General features: G+C 47.3%; 23 protein-coding genes, 4 tRNA genes and 2 riboswitches. Of the genes, 8 read left to right on the forward strand and 19 right to left on the reverse strand.

Annotation, left to right across the window (positions count from 1 at the left end; genetic code table 11):
• Window positions 1-99: 99 nt before the first annotated feature.
• From QCB45_RS08685 to QCB45_RS08700, 4 genes are all read right to left on the reverse strand, one after another.
• Window positions 100-175, reverse strand: a tRNA-Thr gene (locus QCB45_RS08685).
• Window positions 176-248: 73 nt separating this feature from the next.
• Window positions 249-323: transfer RNA gene (locus tag QCB45_RS08690), tRNA-Gly, on the reverse strand.
• 6 nt (window positions 324-329) lie between these two features.
• A tRNA-Tyr gene (locus tag QCB45_RS08695) sits at window positions 330-414 on the reverse strand.
• Between the two features lie 107 nt (window positions 415-521).
• Window positions 522-606: transfer RNA gene (locus QCB45_RS08700), tRNA-Tyr, on the reverse strand.
• A 189-nt stretch (window positions 607-795) separates the two neighbouring features.
• On the opposite strand from QCB45_RS08700, the gene QCB45_RS08705 reads away from it, so the two are divergent.
• Window positions 796-1557: a pseudouridine synthase gene (locus QCB45_RS08705; protein ID WP_279420549.1), complete on the forward strand. Its 762-nt coding sequence runs from the start codon at window positions 796-798 to the stop codon at window positions 1555-1557.
• A gap of 106 nt (window positions 1558-1663) precedes the next feature.
• On the opposite strand, the gene QCB45_RS08710 is transcribed toward QCB45_RS08705, so the two are convergent.
• Entirely contained in the window at window positions 1664-1984 is a 321-nt protein-coding gene (locus QCB45_RS08710) for a hypothetical protein (RefSeq protein ID WP_279420550.1), read from the reverse strand.
• A 74-nt stretch (window positions 1985-2058) separates the two neighbouring features.
• Window positions 2059-2141, reverse strand: a riboswitch (cyclic di-GMP riboswitch).
• Between the two features lie 112 nt (window positions 2142-2253).
• Window positions 2254-2336, reverse strand: a riboswitch (cyclic di-GMP riboswitch).
• A 255-nt stretch (window positions 2337-2591) separates the two neighbouring features.
• Between QCB45_RS08710 and QCB45_RS08715 the strand changes: the two genes are divergently transcribed.
• Window positions 2592-3878: an adenosylmethionine--8-amino-7-oxononanoate transaminase gene (locus QCB45_RS08715; RefSeq protein ID WP_279420551.1), complete on the forward strand. Its 1287-nt coding sequence runs from the start codon at window positions 2592-2594 to the stop codon at window positions 3876-3878.
• A 47-nt stretch (window positions 3879-3925) separates the two neighbouring features.
• Here the strand turns inward: QCB45_RS08715 and QCB45_RS08720 are convergent, their stop codons facing one another.
• The 12 genes from QCB45_RS08720 to rpe form a co-directional block, all read right to left on the reverse strand.
• Window positions 3926-4603, reverse strand: coding sequence for a class I SAM-dependent methyltransferase (locus QCB45_RS08720; protein ID WP_279420552.1), 678 nt, complete (start codon window positions 4601-4603; stop codon window positions 3926-3928).
• Between the two features lie 34 nt (window positions 4604-4637).
• Complete coding sequence (locus QCB45_RS08725) at window positions 4638-5057, reverse strand: OsmC family protein (protein ID WP_279420553.1); 420 nt, start codon at window positions 5055-5057, stop codon at window positions 4638-4640.
• A gap of 10 nt (window positions 5058-5067) precedes the next feature.
• Window positions 5068-6264 carry a type III PLP-dependent enzyme gene (locus tag QCB45_RS08730; protein ID WP_279420555.1) on the reverse strand — a complete coding sequence of 399 codons (1197 nt, stop codon included), beginning with the start codon at window positions 6262-6264 and terminating at the stop codon, window positions 5068-5070.
• A gap of 34 nt (window positions 6265-6298) precedes the next feature.
• Window positions 6299-7147, reverse strand: coding sequence for a polyamine aminopropyltransferase (gene speE, locus QCB45_RS08735; RefSeq protein WP_279420556.1), 849 nt, complete (start codon window positions 7145-7147; stop codon window positions 6299-6301).
• The gene (gene speD, locus QCB45_RS08740; RefSeq protein ID WP_279420557.1) at window positions 7147-7638 is read right to left on the reverse strand and encodes an adenosylmethionine decarboxylase; all 492 of its coding nucleotides are present in this window, start codon (window positions 7636-7638) and stop codon (window positions 7147-7149) included. Before speD ends, speE begins: the two co-directional genes overlap by 1 nt.
• 240 nt (window positions 7639-7878) lie before the next feature.
• Window positions 7879-8676: an indole-3-glycerol phosphate synthase TrpC gene (gene trpC, locus QCB45_RS08745; RefSeq protein WP_279420558.1), complete on the reverse strand. Its 798-nt coding sequence runs from the start codon at window positions 8674-8676 to the stop codon at window positions 7879-7881.
• A 55-nt stretch (window positions 8677-8731) separates the two neighbouring features.
• Window positions 8732-9133, reverse strand: a complete 402-nt coding sequence (locus QCB45_RS08750) for a YbaN family protein (RefSeq protein ID WP_279420559.1) — start codon at window positions 9131-9133, stop codon at window positions 8732-8734.
• A 33-nt stretch (window positions 9134-9166) separates the two neighbouring features.
• Window positions 9167-10189, reverse strand: a complete 1023-nt coding sequence (gene trpD / locus QCB45_RS08755; protein ID WP_279420561.1) for an anthranilate phosphoribosyltransferase — start codon at window positions 10187-10189, stop codon at window positions 9167-9169.
• Window positions 10190-10204: 15 nt separating this feature from the next.
• Entirely contained in the window at window positions 10205-10786 is a 582-nt protein-coding gene (locus tag QCB45_RS08760) for an aminodeoxychorismate/anthranilate synthase component II (RefSeq protein WP_279420562.1), read from the reverse strand.
• A gap of 23 nt (window positions 10787-10809) precedes the next feature.
• Complete coding sequence (gene trpE, locus QCB45_RS08765; protein WP_279420563.1) at window positions 10810-12315, reverse strand: anthranilate synthase component I; 1506 nt, start codon at window positions 12313-12315, stop codon at window positions 10810-10812.
• 254 nt (window positions 12316-12569) lie between these two features.
• Window positions 12570-13250 (reverse strand): phosphoglycolate phosphatase, encoded by a 681-nt coding sequence (locus QCB45_RS08770; RefSeq protein ID WP_279420564.1) that lies wholly within the window; start codon window positions 13248-13250, stop codon window positions 12570-12572.
• Window positions 13251-13352: 102 nt separating this feature from the next.
• Entirely contained in the window at window positions 13353-14057 is a 705-nt protein-coding gene (gene rpe / locus QCB45_RS08775; RefSeq protein ID WP_279420565.1) for a ribulose-phosphate 3-epimerase, read from the reverse strand.
• A 167-nt stretch (window positions 14058-14224) separates the two neighbouring features.
• On the opposite strand from rpe, the gene QCB45_RS08780 reads away from it, so the two are divergent.
• From QCB45_RS08780 to bioD, 3 genes are read left to right on the forward strand one after another with little or no spacing between them, the layout of a single operon-like run.
• A complete protein-coding gene (locus QCB45_RS08780; protein WP_279420567.1) occupies window positions 14225-14695 on the forward strand; it encodes a phosphate-starvation-inducible PsiE family protein in 471 nt (156 codons plus the stop codon).
• A gap of 27 nt (window positions 14696-14722) precedes the next feature.
• Entirely contained in the window at window positions 14723-15610 is an 888-nt protein-coding gene (locus QCB45_RS08785) for a phosphoribosylaminoimidazolesuccinocarboxamide synthase (RefSeq protein ID WP_279420568.1), read from the forward strand.
• 52 nt (window positions 15611-15662) lie between these two features.
• Window positions 15663-16322 carry a dethiobiotin synthase gene (gene bioD / locus QCB45_RS08790; protein ID WP_279420569.1) on the forward strand — a complete coding sequence of 220 codons (660 nt, stop codon included), beginning with the start codon at window positions 15663-15665 and terminating at the stop codon, window positions 16320-16322.
• On the opposite strand, the gene QCB45_RS08795 is transcribed toward bioD, so the two are convergent.
• A complete protein-coding gene (locus QCB45_RS08795; RefSeq protein ID WP_279420570.1) occupies window positions 16319-16567 on the reverse strand; it encodes a hypothetical protein in 249 nt (82 codons plus the stop codon). The two genes, bioD and QCB45_RS08795, sit on opposite strands and share 4 nt — an antisense overlap.
• A 71-nt stretch (window positions 16568-16638) precedes the next feature.
• Window positions 16639-17565, reverse strand: coding sequence for a LysR family transcriptional regulator (locus QCB45_RS08800; RefSeq protein WP_279420571.1), 927 nt, complete (start codon window positions 17563-17565; stop codon window positions 16639-16641).
• A gap of 221 nt (window positions 17566-17786) precedes the next feature.
• Here QCB45_RS08800 and QCB45_RS08805 point away from each other — a divergent pair, with 221 nt between their 5' ends.
• The 3 genes from QCB45_RS08805 (at window position 17787) to QCB45_RS08815 (ending at window position 20730) form a co-directional block, all read left to right on the forward strand.
• Window positions 17787-19205, forward strand: coding sequence for a form I ribulose bisphosphate carboxylase large subunit (locus tag QCB45_RS08805; RefSeq protein ID WP_279420572.1), 1419 nt, complete (start codon window positions 17787-17789; stop codon window positions 19203-19205).
• A 25-nt stretch (window positions 19206-19230) separates the two neighbouring features.
• Window positions 19231-19581 (forward strand): ribulose bisphosphate carboxylase small subunit, encoded by a 351-nt coding sequence (locus QCB45_RS08810; RefSeq protein ID WP_279420573.1) that lies wholly within the window; start codon window positions 19231-19233, stop codon window positions 19579-19581.
• 330 nt (window positions 19582-19911) lie between these two features.
• Entirely contained in the window at window positions 19912-20730 is an 819-nt protein-coding gene (locus QCB45_RS08815) for a CbbQ/NirQ/NorQ/GpvN family protein (protein WP_279420574.1), read from the forward strand.
• The last annotated feature ends 57 nt before the right edge of the window (window positions 20731-20787 follow it).

Raw genomic sequence — 20787 nt, forward strand, 5'->3', positions numbered from 1 at the left:
CGTGCGGTTTCGTTCTTTCAAACTTTTCTTTTGCCATGATGCAAACTCCGTTAAGCAGCTTCCAGCCCGTTAAGACAAAGAACCACTTTGGTTAAAAAATGGAGCTTCCAACCAGGATCGAACTGGTGACCTCATCCTTACCATGGATGCGCTCTACCTACTGAGCTATGGAAGCGGTAACTAATATTAAAAAGGCCCTCCCATCAACCTGCAATTTGCAAATCAACCAAGAGAGCCTCTTTAAGAATTGGAGCGGGTAGGGGGAATCGAACCCCCCTCATCGGCTTGGAAGGCCGAGGTAATAGCCAATATACGATACCCGCAAAAACTGGTGGAGGGTGGTGGATTCGAACCACCGAAGGCTGAGCCAGCAGATTTACAGTCTGCCCCCTTTGGCCGCTCGGGAAACCCTCCGAATTGTGAGTGCGTATTTTATAGATTATTTAACGCCTGTCAATAACAAATTCCAGAAAAGTTCATTATTTTGTTTTTTTGTACTTTAGGCACTAACTTACNAAAACTGGTGGAGGGTGGTGGATTCGAACCACCGAAGGCTGAGCCAGCAGATTTACAGTCTGCCCCCTTTGGCCGCTCGGGAAACCCTCCGAATTGTGAGTGCGTATTTTATAGATTATTTAACGCCTGTCAATAACAAATTCCAGAAAAGTTCATTATTTTGTTTTTTTGTACTTTAGGCACTAACTTACCCACATTTTCACTGTTTTTATTTGCCCTTTAAACCCGTCTTGTTAAACTTCACGAACAATACAATATACTCAAAACAAAGGCATTAAATTGCAAACCCAGCTTGATTTAGACGCATTTAAAATCGTTTACCAAGACAGCCACCTTGTCGCAATACACAAACCGGCTGGCCTTTTGGTCCATCGTTCGCCTATCGACAAACACGAGACTTTGTTTGCAGTACAACTGACCCGGGACACTGTCGGACAAATGGTCTACCCGATCCATCGCCTCGATAAAGCCACATCCGGCCTACTCCTATTTGCACTCGATTCAAATACCGCTAGACAACTTGGACAACAGTTCACGGAGCACACCATTGAAAAGACCTATCTGGCCATCTGCCGCGGCTGGACAGAACCAACAGGACTGATTGACAAACCCCTTAAATATCAGAAGGACCGGATTGCGGACAAGTTAAAAAAAGAACAGCTTGAACCACAAACTGCAATTACCGCCTATAAAACATTGGCACACACCACAGTCGACCACACTATCGGTAAATTCGATCAGCAACGCTACTCTTTAGTCGAACTTAAACCCAAAACCGGCCGTAAGCACCAAATTCGCCGACATCTTAATCACATTAGCCACCCAATCATCGGTGACGTCAAATACGGTGATCGCCATCACAATCATTTCTTCAACGAATGGTTAGAGCAACACCGCCTATACCTTGCGGCCACCTCTTTACAATTCATCCATCCCAGCACAAAAGAAACCGTCACGATCGAAGCGCCTCTGGAAAAGTCATTTCAATATGCAATCGACCGCCTCGACTTCACTCAGCAGGAACAGAAAGAATCACAATAGTATCTATCACGCCTACCAAACGGCTGCCGGAAACACAAAATTCAGACATAAAAAAAGCCCAGCCTTCCCTGGCCGGGCTTTAAAACATTACCTCAACAAAAACATCCTATTTAAATGCTGAGGTAAAATAAACCATCAGATTCCACTGACTTTGGTCAACCCCATCCTTATCCAAACCAACGGACATATTCCAAGTCCGCCCCTCGGATAACAACATGGTTCTTTCTTGTAGACCGGGCTCCGCACGGTTAAGATGAGAATACCCGTTCATCCCTGAACCGGCATAACCATCCCGATACAAAGCACCGCTCTCGACACGATCAACTGCGTAATCCGCAGCCAACGCATCTGGCGCCATCAAGAGCAAACAACTGACGATCAACTCGATCAGATAGGTTTGCCCTATTTCCAATTTCTGGACTAACATTCACAGCCTCCTCGAGATAGACTCAAGCGAAACATGTAAAGAAGTCTGGTTCGAAATATCAAGCGTACCTACGCTTTTGCAACCTGGCGATCTCACATCCACACTGAGACCCATGGCTTTCCGTCCCTGCTTCACAACAAGTTTGGCAAATAAAGCGTTTATAAAAAAATAGAAATTTAGTTTACCGGTCAAACAAAACGGAAGGGATTGACACACCGTCAGAAAACATTGAGCATGCTAGAGCACCCAACATTTAGAGAAGAGTTCAATTTGGCAACCTGGCGATCTCACATCCACATTGAGACCCATGGCTTTCCGTCCTTGCTTCACAACAAGTTTGGCACAACAAATTTTCTACTTAGAACAGTCTTCGCAGTGCAACATCCATGGAACATCGCAAAGACTCAAACTTCATTCTACAAAAAAAACCCCATTTTTCAAGTTACTAATACAATTATTTTCTTATGGGCTCATAACTTCATCTATTGACGGATTGTTATCACTAACAATCAAATCAAGTGCAATATGAAATAACCGCCCGCGTTCTGTATCATATAGCAACCTATATCCCTATAAGACAATCCATAATAGCAAACAGGTAACCACCATGAGCAACTGGAAATCACTCCTTGAATTCGACCGCAATCACATTTGGCATCCTTATGCAAAAATGCCGGGACAAACACCTGCGATAGGAGTGGCTAAAACTCAAGGTTCAATCATCACGCTGGCAGATGGTCGTGATTTGGTTGACGGGATGAGTTCCTGGTGGGCCACCCTACATGGCTACAATCATCCTAAAATTCAGGAAGCGATGCACCGACAGATCGACACCATGCCGCACATCATGTTCGGAGGCTTAACACACGAACCAGCCATTGAGCTTAGTAAACGCTTAGTCGAACTCACCCCGAAAGGATTGGACAAGGTATTCATCTGCGACTCGGGTTCTGTAGCGGTCGAAGTGGCCATCAAAATGGCAATGCAATACTGGATCAGTCTCGACAGGCCTGGCAAAAATCGATTATTGACCGTTAAAAACGGTTATCACGGTGACACCTTCGCGACCATGGCGGTCTGCGACCCCGTCAACGGCATGCACAGTCTGTTTTCACAAATCCTGACCCAACACTTCTTTGCCGAAGCCCCTCAAATGGGCTTCGACATCAAAAGCGACGACACCGACATTGCATCAGTCCGCACCATGCTCGAAACCCACATCGAACAAATCGCCGCCGTCATCATCGAACCCATCGTTCAAGGTGCCGGCGGCATGCGCTTTTATCGACCCGACTACTTGAGACAGCTACGCCAACTCTGTGACGAATTCGATGTTCTATTGATTGTCGACGAGATTGCAACCGGATTCGGGCGCACCGGCAAGCTCTTCGCCAGCGAATGGGCCGGCATCAGCCCGGACATCATTACTCTTGGAAAAACTCTGACGGGCGGACACATCAGTCTGGCCGCCACACTTGCCACCAAAAAAATCAGCGAAACGCTCAACCAAGGTGATCCTGGCATCCTGGCACACGGCCCGACCTTTATGGCCAACCCACTTGCCTGTGCCGCAGCCATCGCCAATATTGACGTACTGCTTGAGTCGGACTGGCAGGCAAACATTCGACACATCGAAACCCACTTCAAGAAAACGCTATTGCCGTTAAAAGAACTGAATGGTGTAGCAGACACCCGCGTTCTGGGAGCAATCGGTGTAGTGGAATTAGAGAGAGATGATCTAGGCCCGCAAGTACAAGCCGCCGCCATTGAAAACGGAATCTGGCTGAGACCATTCGGTAAATTAATCTACAGCATGCCGGCCTATAACATCAGCGATCAAAACCTGGAAACATTAAGTAGCGGCATTACAGCATCCGTCACTTCGGTGCTCTAGACTGTTTTGAACAGGCCTGTTCAGAATTCCGGACAGGCTAAAATGCTTCAAACAGACTTCGTGGCAATCGCCACATAGGAATCCAAAGGTTCGGCGGACTGATGAATAATCGCCACATCCGAAAATCCAACCCGTTTCAATAAGGATTCAAGCTCCTCATCGCTATAACGGGCAAACACTTCATTATCCAATTGCATAGCATTGATTTGATCGGCACTGCGAAAACCCATCACTAACTGTCCGCCAGGTTGAAGACAACGCAGTATTTCGGACAAATGCGGTTCCGGTGGCTGCCAGAAATACAAAATGTTAGAACAACAAATTTTACTGAAGTAGCTTTCCGTATAAGGCATGTTTGAGGAAGAACCCTGCTGTAGATGCAAAAGACCGCTTTCGATGAGGTTGCGATTACGCCTTTGCGCTTCCGCAAGCATGGTCGGTGAAAAATCCAGACCAAACACATTATTGGATCGGTTAACTTTTTCGGCAATTTGTCCCAAAAGCGCGCCAGGACCGAAACCGACCTCAAGCACAACGTCATTGGAAGATAAGTCCAGCTTATTGAAAATAAGCTGGTTAAGAGCAGCGTTGCCGCTAAGGAACATCGGCTGGGCAATATATTTACCGTACCAGCCTGAAGGTTTACGCGCCTGTTTAGCCAGGCCTTTCGGGGTCATCACCATTCGCAAAAAAGACATGCTGAACTTTAACAACCAACCTGGCATAAGACGCGCTCCCTTAAATCATAGGAAAGGAATATTAGGCTTCGATGATTTCAAAATCGTGGGACATCTCCACCGTAGCTTCCAACATTTTAGAAACCGAACAATACTTCTCTGCAGACAGACCAACGGCACGTGCGACTTTTTTCTCGTTAAGGCCCTGTCCATATACTTTGAAAAGTACATGGATTTTGGTGAATACCTTAGGAATCGAATCGGCACGCTCGGCAGTGACTTCAACCTGGCAATCTTTGACCAGACCCGGTTGGCTCTTGTTCAACATCATAATGATATCGATACTGGTGCAGCCACCCAAGCCCAGCAAGACCATCTCCATCGGGCGCGGGCCGCGGTTTTCACCGCCTACTTGAGGCGCTGCATCCATCAATACCGAATGCCCGCTCTCCGTTGACCCTTCAAACGCCATACCACCTTGCCATTTAATCTCTGTCTTCATCACTTATCCTTTACTCATCATCGGTATGGTCGATCAAATCTTCGACCACTACTACTTTGGGCTTAGGATAATAGTTAAATTCGGAAGCAGAAGCAATGGTGTATGCCCCCATTTGTTTGGCAATTAGGATATCGCCAATCGCCAGATCCGGCAACTCGATGTCTTCATCCACCACGTCAATGCTGTCACATGTCGGGCCAGCCAAAACACTCGGGAAAAAGTCCCCCATCGGGTCAAACGGTTTCAAAGGCGCAATCGGATATTTGGCATGATCGTACATCTGGCCACTCAAAGCACCATATACTCCGTCATCCAGATAATACCAGGTACGCGCCCCGCGCTTAGCCTTACCGACGATCTTGATGACTTCGATCATCGACGGCGCCGAAATGAAACGGCCCGGCTCGGCAAAGACACGGATCGATTCCGGCAGATCCGCCAAAGCTTCAACGATCGGCGCACAGAAATCCTCTATCGGCATCACAGGACCCTGGTAAGAAACCGGGAAACTGCCACCGATATCCAGCCACTTCCAATCGACGTGACTCATCTCTTTCATCGCCGCAATCGAAGCCTGTACCGCGTTCACCTGCGCAAACGGCGACAAAGACTGAGAGCCGACATGGAAAGACAAGCCGGAAACGGTCAAACCGTTTTCCACAGCCAAATTCACCAATCCAGGCAACTCTTCCAAAGCCGAACCGAATTTACGTGACAAATCCACAATCGCATCCTGACTACGGAAGCTGACGCGAATCATCAACTCGACCTGGTCCTTGTACGGAATGAACTTCAAGACTTCATCCGGGTTGTCCACGACGAAACGCGTACAGCCGAACTCCAGTGCATGACGGATTTCCTTATCTTTCTTGATTGGATGGGTATGGATACATTGTGATCCTTCGACACCCAATCCTTTCACAAGATCCACTTCCCCGGAGGTGGCCAAGTCGAAACTGCCACCCAATTTTTTCAAACGTCGAATCACTGCCGGGTGAGCCAGTGACTTGATCGCATAAAACAACTCAACACCAGGCAACGCATTTTTCAAAGCGTTGTACTGATATTCAACTTCTTGTAAATCCAAAACCAGAAAAGGCGTCTCATGCTGCTTAAGCAACTCCCTTAACGTCGAGCGGTCAAACTGCTCAAGTTCGTCAGGGTGCGTCTGTTCCGCAAAATGTTGGACAAGTTCTTCGTTGTTCAATTTCTCTCATTCTCCAAAAGGCCGTCGGGCCTGATTATGCCATTGCATCTTGGACGTATTGTGGCAATGCAAAAGATCCCACATGCAATTCAGGCGTGTAGAAGCGGGTTTGAATGCCCGAAGCTTCAAAACGACCACGAATCACATCTACGCTCTGTAGTTTCAAAGACAGATCATCCGTTGCCCAAGCAAACGTCATGATTCCGCCCACATAAGTTGGTACTGCGCCCGAGTAAAAACTCGCCTCTTCAAACAAAGGAGACAAACGCTTGAAGGTGGTGGTCACTTCATCAGTTTGCATAAAGCTCACCCCGTTCTGCGCCACAAACACGCCGCCTTCGTTCAAACAGTTTTTAATCCCCTGATAGAAACGCGAGGTAAACAACACCTCTCCCGGCCCCATCGGGTCAGTGGAATCCGAAATAATGACATCGAATTTCTCTGTACATTCATTTACAAAATCCACTCCGTCGGCAATTACGATGTTCGCTTTCGGATTATCGTAAGCACCGGCGGAGTGGTTCGGCAAATACTGCACGCACATGTCGATTACCTGCTGGTCGATTTCAACCTGAGTCACCGATTCGACACCTTCGTGCTTCAAGACTTCACGCAAAATACCGCCATCACCGCCACCGATGATCAATACTTTCTTGGCATTACCATGTGCCAGCATCGGCACATGCGTCATCATTTCATGGTAGATGAACTCATCTTTTTCCGTGGTCTGAATGACGCCGTCCAGCGCCATCACCGTACCCCATTGTCCATTCTTGAAAATGATCAGGTGCTGGTGGCCGGTATCGACCTCAAACAGCACTTCATCCATCACGAATTGCTGTCCCCAGGTCGGGTAAAGCGTTTCTAAATACGTATCAGCCATTATTTCTCTACCTCTCCACGCAAGATGGTATCGACTTTAACATCCGTCGGTGTGAATGCGGCTTTCAATACCTCGATCGCCTTCTCAGGTTCGGAGTCGCCACACATAAACACGTCAAATGCCGCATAATTTCTTTCCGGCCAAGAATGCACACTGATGTGAGATTCCGCCAATACCGCAACACCGGAGATTCCGCCGTTCGGAGTGAAGTGGTGCAAATGGATGTGCAACAACGTCGCTTTTGCTTTTTCCACGCCTTCACGTAGGGCGCTTTCCATTAATTGCAGATCGTCCAAACGATCCGCGCCCCAAAAATCCGCAATCAGGTGCGTTCCGGCGAACGTTTTACCATCGCGACAAATAAAATGATCCAGAGTTTGATCTTCTACTGCCTGATCGTGTGTCGGCCAGGTGTCGTCGATAATGGTGGTTTTTTCAATAACTTCAAAGTGTTCGTTCCCGGTGACCAGGATATTTTCTGAGTTTGGCATTTGTAGTGAGTACCTTACTAAAACACCCGCATGAAAAAGGATTGAATGCGGATGAATGATTAATGAAAATTCGACAAGACAAGGCTAGCTTGCCGAACCCCAGCCACGTTAATTTTTAACGTGAGGTTTAACCATTTTTCTTTTGGAAAAAAGGAGAAGCGTATTATTCTCCTTTTGTACAGATTTGCAAGCGTTTTTTGTCGCTTTTTAAACGTTTTTTATTACTTCGAAATCAACAGGTTATTGGAACAATTCCGCCAACTTTTCTCCCGGGTTCTCAGCGCGCATGAACGCTTCGCCCACCAAGAAGCTATTGACCTTGTGTTCACGCATTTTTTTAACGTCTTCCGGCCCTAAAATCCCGCTTTCGGTAATCACGATTCGATCATCCGGAATTTTATCCAACATGCGGATTGTGGTTTCCAATGATACGTCAAAGGTATGCAGGTCACGATTATTGATTCCGATCATCGGCAGCGGCAACTGCAACGCGCGTTCCAGCTCTTCTTCGTTATGGACTTCGATCAGAACGTCCATACCTAATTGCATGGCCGTTTGGGTCAACTCATACATCTGAGCATCACCAATCGCTGCCGCAATCAATAGAATGCAATCTGCCCCAATCGCGCGTGCTTCATAGACTTGATAGTCGTCAACGATAAAATCTTTACGGATAATCGGCAGATCGACCGCTTCACGCACCTGCTGTAGATATTCGTTCGAACCCTGAAAAAAATCACGATCCGTCAACACCGACAAACAGGCCGCGCCATTTTCCGCATAACTTTTGGCGATTTCGACCGGATCAAACGGATCACGCAAAATGCCCTTACTTGGAGAGGCTTTCTTAATTTCTGCAATCACGGCAGACTTACCTTCATCAAGTTTCGCCTGTAACGCATCCGCAAACCCTTTGGCCGGAGGGGCCATGATGGCCTTTTGCTTCATCTCTCGCAACGAGATCTTTTCACAACCTTCCTGAATCTCTTCCAGCTTACGGAAAATAATTTTTTTCAAAATGGTAGGTGTACCACTCATATTGTTATCCCTTTATTTGCGCAGCCATCCCACACGGAATGTTGCACATCCTATATCAAACATTTAATTCTTTTGTTTCAGCAGAAGCCTGTTCCTTTACCCGCCACAGGAAAAATAGCAGGACACCGGCTATCGCCACGAGCATGAGTTGCAACCAGGGCTTATCCGCAAGAACAGCAATGGAAATCGAAAACATCACGACAATGACCCAAGTCGCTTTCTTTTTGGTCGAGCGTAACATGGTTCGCTCCTGTTCCCAACGCCGAAGATCGGCGCCGATCCAACGGTTGTTCAATAAAGCCTGGTGGAAACGTGGGGAACTTTTGGCAAAACACCCTGCCGCCAAAATCATAAACGGGGTGGTCGGCAAGACCGGCAAAACAACTCCCAACAGGCCTGTCAGAAAAAACACACCGCCGGCCACAAAATAAAAGTGTCTTTTCAATACCGCCGTCATCTAATAAAACCAACCGGCCTGTTCAAAACTGAATCAGCTGAAAGACTGGGTCTTTGCGATAAATTCGTTGAATTTCTGATGCGCCAAACCGTCGGCAATTACTTTGCGTGCCAGATTGACGCCATCGGAAAACGTATCGGCCAAACCGCAAACGTAAATCGAAGCACCGGCATTCAAACAGACGATGTCTTTCGCTGCGCTGTCGCTATTAGCAAAAACAGAACGGATGATATTCAAACTTTCCTGAGCGGATTCCACTTTCAGTTCACTCAAATCCGGATGATCCATATCGTAATCGGAAGGGTCGATTTTCCACTGACTGATTGTGTCGTCTTTCAATTCCGCCACATAGGTTTCGCTGGCGATTGAAATCTCGTCCAATCCGTCTTCAGCAGCCACCACCATGACATGCTTCGAACCTAGGCGTTGCAACACTTCCGCAAACACCGGACCCAAATCTTTATTGAACACGCCGATTACCTGATATGGCGCACCAGCCGGATTCGTCAAGGGCCCCAACATATTGAAAATCGTACGGACCCCCATCTCTTTGCGGGCGCCTATCACATGCTTCATGGCACTGTGGTGTGCAGGTGCAAACATGAACCCCACACCCAGTTCGTTGACACATTCGGCGACCTGTTCCGGCGTCAATGCCAGATTCACTCCGGCCGCTTCCAGCACATCTGCACTGCCTGACTTGCTCGAAAAGGAACGGTTACCATGCTTGGCGACACGTCCGCCAGCGGCAGCTACCACAAACGCGCTGGCCGTTGAAATATTGAAGGTGCTGGCACCGTCACCGCCGGTTCCGCAGGTATCAACCAAGTGCGACTTGTCATCAACCGACACCGGAGCCGCCAACTCACGCATGACCTTGACGGCAGAGGTGATCTCCGTGACGGATTCGCTCTTCATACGCAAAGCGGCTAGAATCGCGCCGATCTGAGCTTCCGAGGCCTCGCCCGACATCAGCTTACGCATCACGGATTCCATCTGTTCTTCCTGCAAATCCTGTCGGTTCAACAACTGCTCTAAAGCGACGTTCAATTCCATAATCTTTTCCGTCTTTTACTTCTGATCCAAAAAGTTCTGTAACATCTGGTGCCCCTGCTCGGTCAGAATCGACTCAGGGTGGAACTGCACACCTTCAATCGGTAGCGTTTTATGACGCACACCCATAATTTCATCCATATTCCCTTGTTCGTCCTGAGTCCAGGCAGTCACTTCAAGGCAGTCCGGCAGAGAGGCCTGCTCAATTACCAACGAATGATATCGGGTTGTCTGAACAGGATTCGGTAGACCTGTGAACATACCGATGTCTTTATGATAAACCGGCGAAGTCTTACCGTGCATAACCTGTTTCGCGCGAACGATCTTACCGCCGAACGCCTGACCGATCGACTGGTGTCCAAGACAAACACCCATAATCGGAATCTTCCCGGCGAAATGTTTGATCGCCTCGACCGAAATTCCGGCTTCGGTCGGTGTACACGGGCCAGGCGAAATCACCAGAAACTCGGGATTTATAGTCTGGATCTCTTCGATCGTAATCTGATCGTTACGATACACCTCTACGTGCTGACCCAACTCGCCAAAATACTGAACGATGTTATAGGTAAACGAGTCGTAGTTATCAATCATCAACAACATATCTTTTAATGTCCTTTACTCGTTTATCGATGTCCCGCATCGGGGTTTTTGGTCTGCAAGCCTTCGGCGACGAATTCCGCCGCACGGAAAACCGCACGTCCTTTGTTCATGGTCTCGTCCCATTCCGACTGCGGGACGGAATCGGCAACGATTCCCGCACCGGCTTGCACAAACAAACGTTTATCTTTAATGACCGCTGTACGGATTGCAATCGCCGTATCCATATTGCCGTGCCAACCCAGATATCCAACCGCACCGGAGTAGATACCTCGTTTAACAGGTTCGAATTCGTCGATGATTTCCATCGCGCGAATCTTCGGTGCACCTGAAACCGTTCCGGCCGGGAAAGTCGCACGCAACACATCCATGGCGGACATGCCTGGCTTTGCGATACCGTTGACGTTGGAAACAATATGCATGACGTGCGAATAACGCTCGACCACCATCTTCTCGGTCAATTCCACAGAACCGACTTGAGCGATGCGACCCACATCGTTACGCCCAAGATCAATCAGCATCAAGTGCTCCGCGATCTCTTTCGGGTCGTTAAGCAGGTCTTCTTCGAGCGCGCGGTCCTTTTCGGGTGTCAAGCCACGACGACGGGTACCGGCAATCGGGCGAACCGTCACCTGGTTATCCTCCAGGCGGACCAAAATCTCCGGCGACGAGCCAACAACTTGCAAGTCGCCCATATCCATGAAGAACATATACGGTGAAGGGTTCAGATAACGCAATGCACGGTAAAGGTCAATCGGTGCCTCTTCATACGGAAGAGACATCTGCTGGGAAATGACCACTTGCATGGCATCACCAGCGAAAATATATTCTTTGATTTTGGCGACTGCGTCCTTAAAGGCTTCCTCACCAAAACTGGAGACGAAGTCTTCCTCTTCAACAGTACGATCGCTCGGTTTATCTTCCGGCAACGGCATCGGCTGACTCAACAAGCCCTGTAGTTCGTCCAATCGAACTTGTGCTTGAGAATACCCGTTAGGCTTTGAAAGGTCCGCATGTACAATCACATGCACCTGACCACTCAAATTATCGAACACCACCAACTCTTCAGAAACCAACAGTTCGATATCCGGAGCGCCGATATCGTCACGCTGAGGAGCGGTCTTCTGTAATCGTTTTTCCACATAACGGATAGTATCGTAACCGAAATAACCGACCAATCCGCCGCTGAAAGCTGGCAGGCCCGGCTGATCATAAACCTTGAACTGATTCTGGTAGGCTTCGATCCATGCCAACGGATCGTCGGCGACCTGCTTCTGTACCAGCTCGGAACCGTTCCATTCCTCAATCTGGTTACCGCGGATCAATAAGCGACGCTGACAAGGCAAACCGATGATAGAGTAGCGACCCCACTTGTCCCCGCCTTGAACTGATTCGAACAGGTAGGAATATGGGGCTTTGGCTAGTTTATGATAAACGCTTAAAGGAGTATCGTAGTCAGATAGAACCGTACGCATTACCGGTGCGCGGTTATAGCCCTGTTTTGCTAAATTTGCAAAGTGAGCATCACTCATGGTTTTGTTTTGCCTTTGTCAATTTTCTAAACAACAATGCCCGGCGGATACCGGACAACGCACAAATCAGTGGACGAAAAATCTCTAGTAACAGCGCTTTTAAAAAAGCCATTTAAGTCATCACCTGTTAATACAGATCTCTCAACCGGAAAGATATCGTTTATATAAAATGAAAATGAGCAGGCCTGCTCATTTTCATTTCCACTATTCCCGGCCGCCTGCAACACAGACGCCCATAGGAATATTAAGGCTAATTAGGCCTTGGCTTCAAGATAATTCGGTAACTCTGCAAAAGAGTCCATCACGACATCCGGCTCATAATCACGGATATCTTCCCCATGGTTGTAGCCGTAAGTCATACAGAAGATGTGGAATCCAGCCGCACGAGCCGCTTTCACATCCGACTTGGAATCACCGATCATCAAAGCGTTTTCAGGCTCAACACCCAACTGCTTCGCTGCGTGCAGCAACGGCATTGGATGTGGCTTCTTCTCGGCACACGTGTCACCACTGACAATCACTTCAAAGTAATCGTGCAGACCTTTATCCTTCAATAACGGAACCGTAAAGGCTTCTGCCTTGTTTGTGACACAAGCCACACGGTAGCCTTGAGCGATCATCCATTCGATCCCTTCGACGACGCCGTCGTAAACACGACTACGCTGGGAAGTATTATCTTTATACAGTTCCAGAAAAATCGGGTAGGCTTTTGCCATCAATTCAGGATCCGGCTCACCGTCAACAGCGTTGATCAAAGCACGTTCGGTCAAACGCTCAACACCGTTACCGACCCAGTTGCGTACTGCGTCTTCGCCACGAACTGGCATATCCAGTTTCTTCATCATTTCGTCTACGCAGTAGGCCAAATCCGGCACACTGTCAATCAAAGTACCGTCCAAATCGATCAGCACAAATCCTGGCTTAAACTTTTCCATAATAATCTCTTTAATTCTTATTTACCGTCACCCTAATACAACAAAACGCCGAGGTTCACACCTCAGCGTTTCGCATTAGGCCGTGATTAATTCTCTGTGTAATTAAGCTTTAGCCAGCTCTTCACGCATTTGTTTGATGATGCTGTCGTAACGGTTAGGATCGGAAGCATTCGCCTTACCGAAGATACCTGAACCGGATACGAAAGTGTCACAACCCGCGGCTGCGACTTCAGCGATGTTCTCAGCCTTGACGCCACCATCGATCTCCAAACGGACGTCGCAACCTGACTCGTCAATCATCTTACGAGCTGCACGCAATTTGTTTAAGGCTTCATCGATAAACGCCTGACCACCGAAGCCAGGGTTAACGGACATAATCAGAATCATATCGATCTTATCCATCACGTGCTCAAGGTAGCTTAAAGGCGTTGCAGGGTTGAACACCAAACCGGCTTTACAACCTTCTGCCTTAATCAACTGCAAAGAACGGTCGATGTGCTCGGAAGCTTCCGGGTGGAAAGTAATGATGTCTGCACCGGCAGAAGCGAAATCACCGATTAGACGATCAACCGGCTTCACCATCAAGTGAACGTCGATCGGCGCTTTAATGTCTTCTTTAACCATGAAGTTCTTCAAAGACTCACAAACCAAAGGCCCGATTGTCAAGTTAGGCACATAATGGTTATCCATTACATCAAAATGCACCACATCAGCACCCGCTGCAATCACATCTTTAACATCTTTACCCAATTGCGCGAAATCTGCTGATAGAATTGACGGGGCAATCCAGTTTTCTTGCTTAGCCATGCTACTTCTTTCCTTAATTAAATTTTTGAAAAATTAATTCGTGCATTTTAACAGTATCCTTTAAAATGGGCAAAAAAAACGATGGGGAGAAACGCCCTCATCTAGAGAGCTCTGATCGAGCCCTTTTTATATAACCGTATGATTTTCAATCATCATGAGCGAGTCCAATGAGCACTGAAACGACAGACACCTCTTTGAACACCACTCCCGCGAGAACTCCAAACAAGGCGGAAAGCCTACTCGGAAAAATGATTCATTTCTTCGAGTTCGTGGGATTGACCGTGATTGCCATTGCCACCATCTACGCCGGTGGTCAGGAAGTCATGCATATGATCAATAACGCAAAAGTAACTCTGGGCGACCTGTTATTGCTGTTCCTCTACCTTGAGGTTCTGGCCATGATCGCAATCTATCTGGATTCCGGTAAACTGCCGATCCGATTCCCACTCTATATTGCCATCGTCGCCTTGGCGCGTTACCTGATCCTAGAACTAAAAGGCCTGTCGGAGTGGGAGATGATTGCCATCGGTGTCACAATCACCTTGATCACGATTGCAACACTGATCTTACGTTACGGACACATCAAATATCCGTACGGCAACACAAATACTGCCGCACAACGCCGTCCAAAAGACTGAACCGAATTATTACGTTAGGAAAGCTTTATGCACCCACTATATGAGTCAAATCTAACCAGCTTGCCTTTGATCAACAAAGGTAAGGTACGTGACATTTACGATATAGATGAAAAACATCTGTTAATTGTAACGACGGACCGAATCTCGGCGTTCGACGTCATACTGCCGACGCCAATTCCTGGCAAAGGGCGCATCCTGACGGAAACTGCACAGTTCTGGATGAAAAAAACGGCGGACATCATTCCTAACCAACTCGTCACCGACATCAGTCTTGCGGACTATCTGACGCCTGAGGAACTCAAACAACTTGACGGCCGAGGCATGGTCGTTCGCAAATTGAAACCATTACCGGTCGAAGCCATTGTTCGTGGCTATCTGGTTGGTTCCGGCTGGAAAGAGTACAAAAAGACCCAAAGCGTCTGTGGAATCCCGCTTCCTTCCGGTTTGAAAAAGGCTCAACAACTGCCTGAACCACTATTCACCCCTTCCACCAAAGCGGAAGTTGGCGATCATGACGAGAACATCAGCTTTGAACAACTGGTGGAAATCATGGGGCGTGAAAAATCAGAAAAAGTACGCGACTTCAGTCTGCAGCTATATCAGTTTGCTGCCGATTTTGCTCTTGAACGCGGAATCATCATAGCCGACACTAAATTCGAATTTGGTGAAGATGAAAACGGCACCATCCACCTGATCGATGAAGCCTTGACGCCAGACAGCTCACGCTTCTGGCCTGCAGCTCAATACGTGGTCGGAAAAAACCCGGAAAGCTTCGACAAACAGTACATTCGTGACTATCTGGAGTCGCTTGACTGGGACAAAAACTCTCCTGCACCTGAACTGCCGGAAGAAGTCGTTCTCAAGACACTGGAAAAATACCAGGAAGCTCAGGCTCGTCTAACCGAGAACATGTAATTCCGATGAAATACCGCCTTGAAAAACTCAACAGGCCTGCCTGGAGATCATTTTGAAGGTTGGTTTCTTCGTTACAGGTACCGATACAGACGTCGGCAAGACCTATGTCAGCGGCTGCATCGGCAACACCCTTACTCAACTTGGTATTCCAGTCAGCCCTCGCAAACCGATCGCCTCTGGGTGCATACCTCAAGCAGACAATTCCTTATATTGCGAAGATGCGACGTTTCTGAAACTGGCTTGCCATTCCGATGAGCCGATCGAGCGAATCTGTCCACATCAATTCATACCGCCCGTTTCACCACAACGCGCATTGCAGCAGGCTGGAATCACATTAAAAACCGAGGATTTGGCAGAGGCCTGTCAAGTTGATGACGAGAAGATTGCTTTAGTGGAAGGCGCCGGTGGATTCTATTCCCCCTTGTCCAGCGATGGTTTGAATTCCGACCTTGCCAAACAGTTACGATATCCGGTTATTCTCGTAGTCGGAAACCGCCTCGGCTGCCTCAATCACGCCCTCTTGACCATTGATGCGATTGAACATGCCGGGCTAAGTTTGCACTGCGTCATTGTCAACGACATTGCTCCCGAAGCCGATCAGGCCAACTTCGAAGACCTTAAACGCCTACTGGCCGATAAGAATGTGGAATGTTATCACTTGGCATTCAATCCGGCTAAGCAACCGGTCACCATAGAAAAGTTCAGAATCTAACTATTTTCCTGCTTTCTGCGCCGTCTCTCATGCCACATTGACCTGAACCTGAAAAACAACAATATAAAGAAAATCCCAAGCAGGAAAAACAACAGTAAAAGAGGCCAGATCTCAAGTGCGATCTCCCATCCTTGTGCGATGAAAACATCCTGCTGCTCAATACTTTCCGCCAGTTTAAGCACAACCATCGTCGCAAAGGAGTAATACAGCAAAACCAAAATGAGACCGAGAATAATCACGCACATACCAAACCCACCTATCACTCGTTATCAATGAACAACGATACGCCGATTATCAAATTTTTTCCAATCCGCGTTTATCGGGTATCCGTCATCGCCAACAACTTATTGATATCTACCGAATTCAGGAAGTTCAAAAAAGCTTCGGCCGCTGGCGTCGTGGATTTGCTGGATAACTTGGCGACATACCAGTGACGCGTAATCGGAAAACCTTGCACATCGAGAACGTCCATATGCCTATAACGGGTCTCCAGACGGATAGACTGCTTCGGCAACACCGAAATCCCCAAACCGGCCATGACTGCCTGTTTGATACTTTCCGTACTACCCAATTCCATATAAGGTTCGACTTCAATCCCGTTTTCGATAAAACGTTCTTCCACAGAATCGCGTATCCCGGAACCCTTTTCACGCATTAAGAAACGTTCATTGGCCAACTCTGTGATGGGTATATTCTTTTCTTTTGATAATCGATGTTTAGGCGGCGCAGCAACCACAAGTTCATTTTCAAAAAACGGAAACGCTTCCATTTTCCGTTCTTCTGGAACACGCCCCATAATAGACAGATCGTATTGATTCTGCTTAATTTCATCCAAAATGCGACGTCGGTTGATAACCGTAATCAATGGTTTCACATCCGGATAGCGATTGAGAAACGCCTTCAATATATATGGCATGAAATATTTCGCGGGTGTCACCACCGCAATACGCAACTCACCTTCGACTCTTTCCTGACCGGATTTTATATCAACATTGAGCTCTTTTAACTCATCCAAAATCTTCTGACAGCTCTTAAACATCCGCTCACCGGCACGAGTCAAGTAGAGTTTTTTACCGACAACTTCGATTAATTTAACGTCATTATTCTCTTCCAAACGCTTCACTTGAATCGACACGGCAGGCTGGGAAAGGTTCAATTCTTCAGCCGCTTTGGTATAACTCAAATTGCGCCCAACCGCCTCAAATATGCGGATTTGCTGGGATGTTATGTGCAACTTATGCATGATTTTTCCCCTCATCACGACCTAAAAAGATGTACAAAGCCTTTCAGGATGTATAAACAAATGTATATAAACAGTATAACCAACGTTGTCTTGTATGCCACGTTATTTCTTCATTAAGATAGCCTCCAATGAAACGAGCGAGGTTTGAAACAAAGTTTTCGAACCGAGGATTTTCAGAAACTCTTTACTTAATATCCTTCAAAATGAAAAGAGGTAAAAACATGGCTAAGACTTACAATGCCGGTGTTAAAGAATACCGCGAAACATATTGGATGCCAGATTACGAGCCAAAAGACTCAGATTTTCTAGCATGTTTTAAAGTTACTCCACAGCCAGGAGTTCCACGTGAAGAAATCGCTGCTGCGGTAGCTGCAGAATCTTCAACTGGTACCTGGACTACTGTTTGGACTGACCTATTGACTGACCTTGACTACTACAAAGGTCGTGCTTACAGAATCGAAGACGTTCCTGGTGACGATTCTTGTTTCTACGCATTCATCGCATACCCGATCGATCTTTTCGAAGAAGGTTCCGTTGTATCTGTTATGACATCTTTGGTTGGTAACGTATTCGGATTTAAAGCACTACGTGCTTGTCGTCTTGAAGATATCCGTTTCCCACTAGCTTACGTTATGACTTGTGGTGGACCTCCACACGGTATCCAGGTTGAGCGTGACAAGATGGATAAGTACGGTCGTCCGATGTTGGGTTGTACTATCAAGCCAAAGCTTGGTCTATCTGCTAAGAACTACGGTCGTGCAGTATATGAGTGTCTTCGTGGTGGTCTTGACTTCACTAAAGATGATGAAAACGTAACTTCTCAGCCATTCATGCGCTGGAGAGACCGTTTCCTATTCTGTCAGGATGCAATCGAAAAAGCACAAGCAGAAACCGGTGAGCGTAAAGGTCACTACTTGAACTGTACTGCTGGTACTCCTGAAGAAATGTACGAGCGTGCTGAGTTCGCTAAAGAGATCGGTACTCCGATCATCATGCACGATTACCTAACTGGTGGTTTCACTGCGAACACTGGTCTTGCTAACTACTGCCGTAAGAACGGTCTGTTGTTGCACATTCACCGCGCAATGCACGGTGTAATCGACCGTAACCCACACCACGGTATCCACTTCCGTGTATTGACGAAAGCTCTTCGTCTATCTGGTGGTGACCACCTACACTCTGGTACGGTTGTTGGTAAGTTGGAAGGTGACCGTGAAGCGACTCTAGGTTGGATCGACATCATGCGCGACAGCTTCATCCCAGAAGATCGTTCACGCGGAATCATGTTCGACCAAGACTTCGGTGCGATGCCTGGTGTTATGCCGGTTGCATCTGGTGGTATCCACGTATGGCACATGCCTGCACTTGTTACTATCTTCGGTGATGACTCTGTTCTTCAGTTCGGTGGTGGTACGCTAGGTCACCCATGGGGTAACGCTGCTGGTGCAGCTGCAAACCGTGTTGCTCTTGAAGCGTGTGTACAAGCACGTAACGAAGGTCGCGAAGTTGAGAAAGAAGGTAAGGACATTCTTACTAACGCTGCTAAATCTAGCCCAGAACTTAAGATCGCAATGGAAACTTGGAAAGAAATCAAGTTCGAATTCGACACAGTTGACAAGCTTGACGTTAAGCATAAGTAATTGATGAAATTAGGAGAATATAACAATGAGTATTCAAGATTACCCATCTCGTCTTTCAGATCCACAATCTCGTAAGGCTGAGACGTTCTCTTACCTTCCGAAGATGACTGATGATCAAATCAAAGCTCAAGTTGAGTACATCATCAGCAAAGGTTGGAACCCTGCGATCGAGCACACTGAGCCAGAGAACGCTTTCTCTTACTACTGGTATATGTGGAAGCTTCCAATGTTCGGTGAAACTGATGCAGACGCAGTACTTACGGAAGTAAACAACTGTATCGCAGCTAACCCAAACAACCACGTTCGTTTGATTGGTTACGATAACTTTGCACAGTCTCAAGGTGCAAACATGCTTATCAAGCGTGGTGACATGTAAGAGAGCATAGATCGGCTTAGGTGATTCCTTGGCCCGTAATCCGGCCGGGCCTGGTCGGATTATGTTGGAATCACTTTAAACAGATCAGGTTGGAAATTCGTTTCCAGCCGACCCAAATTCTGAAAATGCCTGAGCCAATGGGCTTAAGGGGTTTTTAACCAGGTTTACTGAATCGATTCTTACCTCTCGGTTTAGTGACGCGGTCAGTCAGCCCCGAAACTGACTGGCCTTTTTTTTATCTTCTTTAGATTTGCTTGCTTCGAGCCAAGTAAATAAATCTAAAGATTTTAAATTCCCTTTTGAATATGAGCTGTTAACGGAGAAACGATCATGTCAGAAATCAACGCGTTAGACCCAACACAATATATTATTAAAGAAGAACCTTTTTATCAGCCGGTCGCTGATGAGGTTGAACTGTTCGAATCCGGTTACGAGTCACGCATGCCGATCATGCTTAAAGGACCTACCGGGTGTGGTAAGTCTCGTTTCGTAGAGTACATGGCCCACAAACTTGGCAAGCCATTGATCACTGTTGCATGTAACGAAGATATGACCGCTTCGGATTTGGTCGGACGTTACCTGATCGACATCAACGGTACGCGTTGGCAGGATGGTCCTTTGACCGTTGCGGCTCGTATCGGTGCGATCTGTTATCTGGATGAGGTGGTTGAAGCTCGTCAGGATACCACGGTTGTTATTCACCCGTTGACTGACCACCGTCGAGTTCTGCCTTTGGATAAGAAAGGTGAATTGGTTGAAGCTCATCCTGACTTCCAGTTGGTTATTTCCTACAACCCGGGTTACCAGTCGATGATGAAAGACTTGAAGCAATCCACCAAGCAGCGTTTTGGTGGTTTCAAGTTCGACTATCCTGCTGAAGAGATCGAAGCGGAAATCGTAGCAAAAGAAGCGAACATCGATAAAGCAACCGCAGAGAAGCTGGTTCAAGTCGCTCAACGTTCACGTAACCTGAAAGGTCACGGTCTAGATGAAGGTATCTCTACCCGTCTATTGGTCTATGCAGGACAGTTAATCAATAAAGGTGTTCCGGCTAAGAAAGCTTGCACGATGGCATTAATTACACCTTTGACTGATGACGACGACATCCTTGACACCCTACTTACCACGGTCGATACATTTTTTGAATAAGTAGCCTGGCCTGGTGAGTGTCGCCAGGACCCGACCAATATAAAAATGTATAGGATA

It is taken from the genome of Thiomicrorhabdus sp. ZW0627 (assembly GCF_029767005.1).
Lineage (GTDB): Bacteria > Pseudomonadota > Gammaproteobacteria > Thiomicrospirales > Thiomicrospiraceae > Thiomicrorhabdus.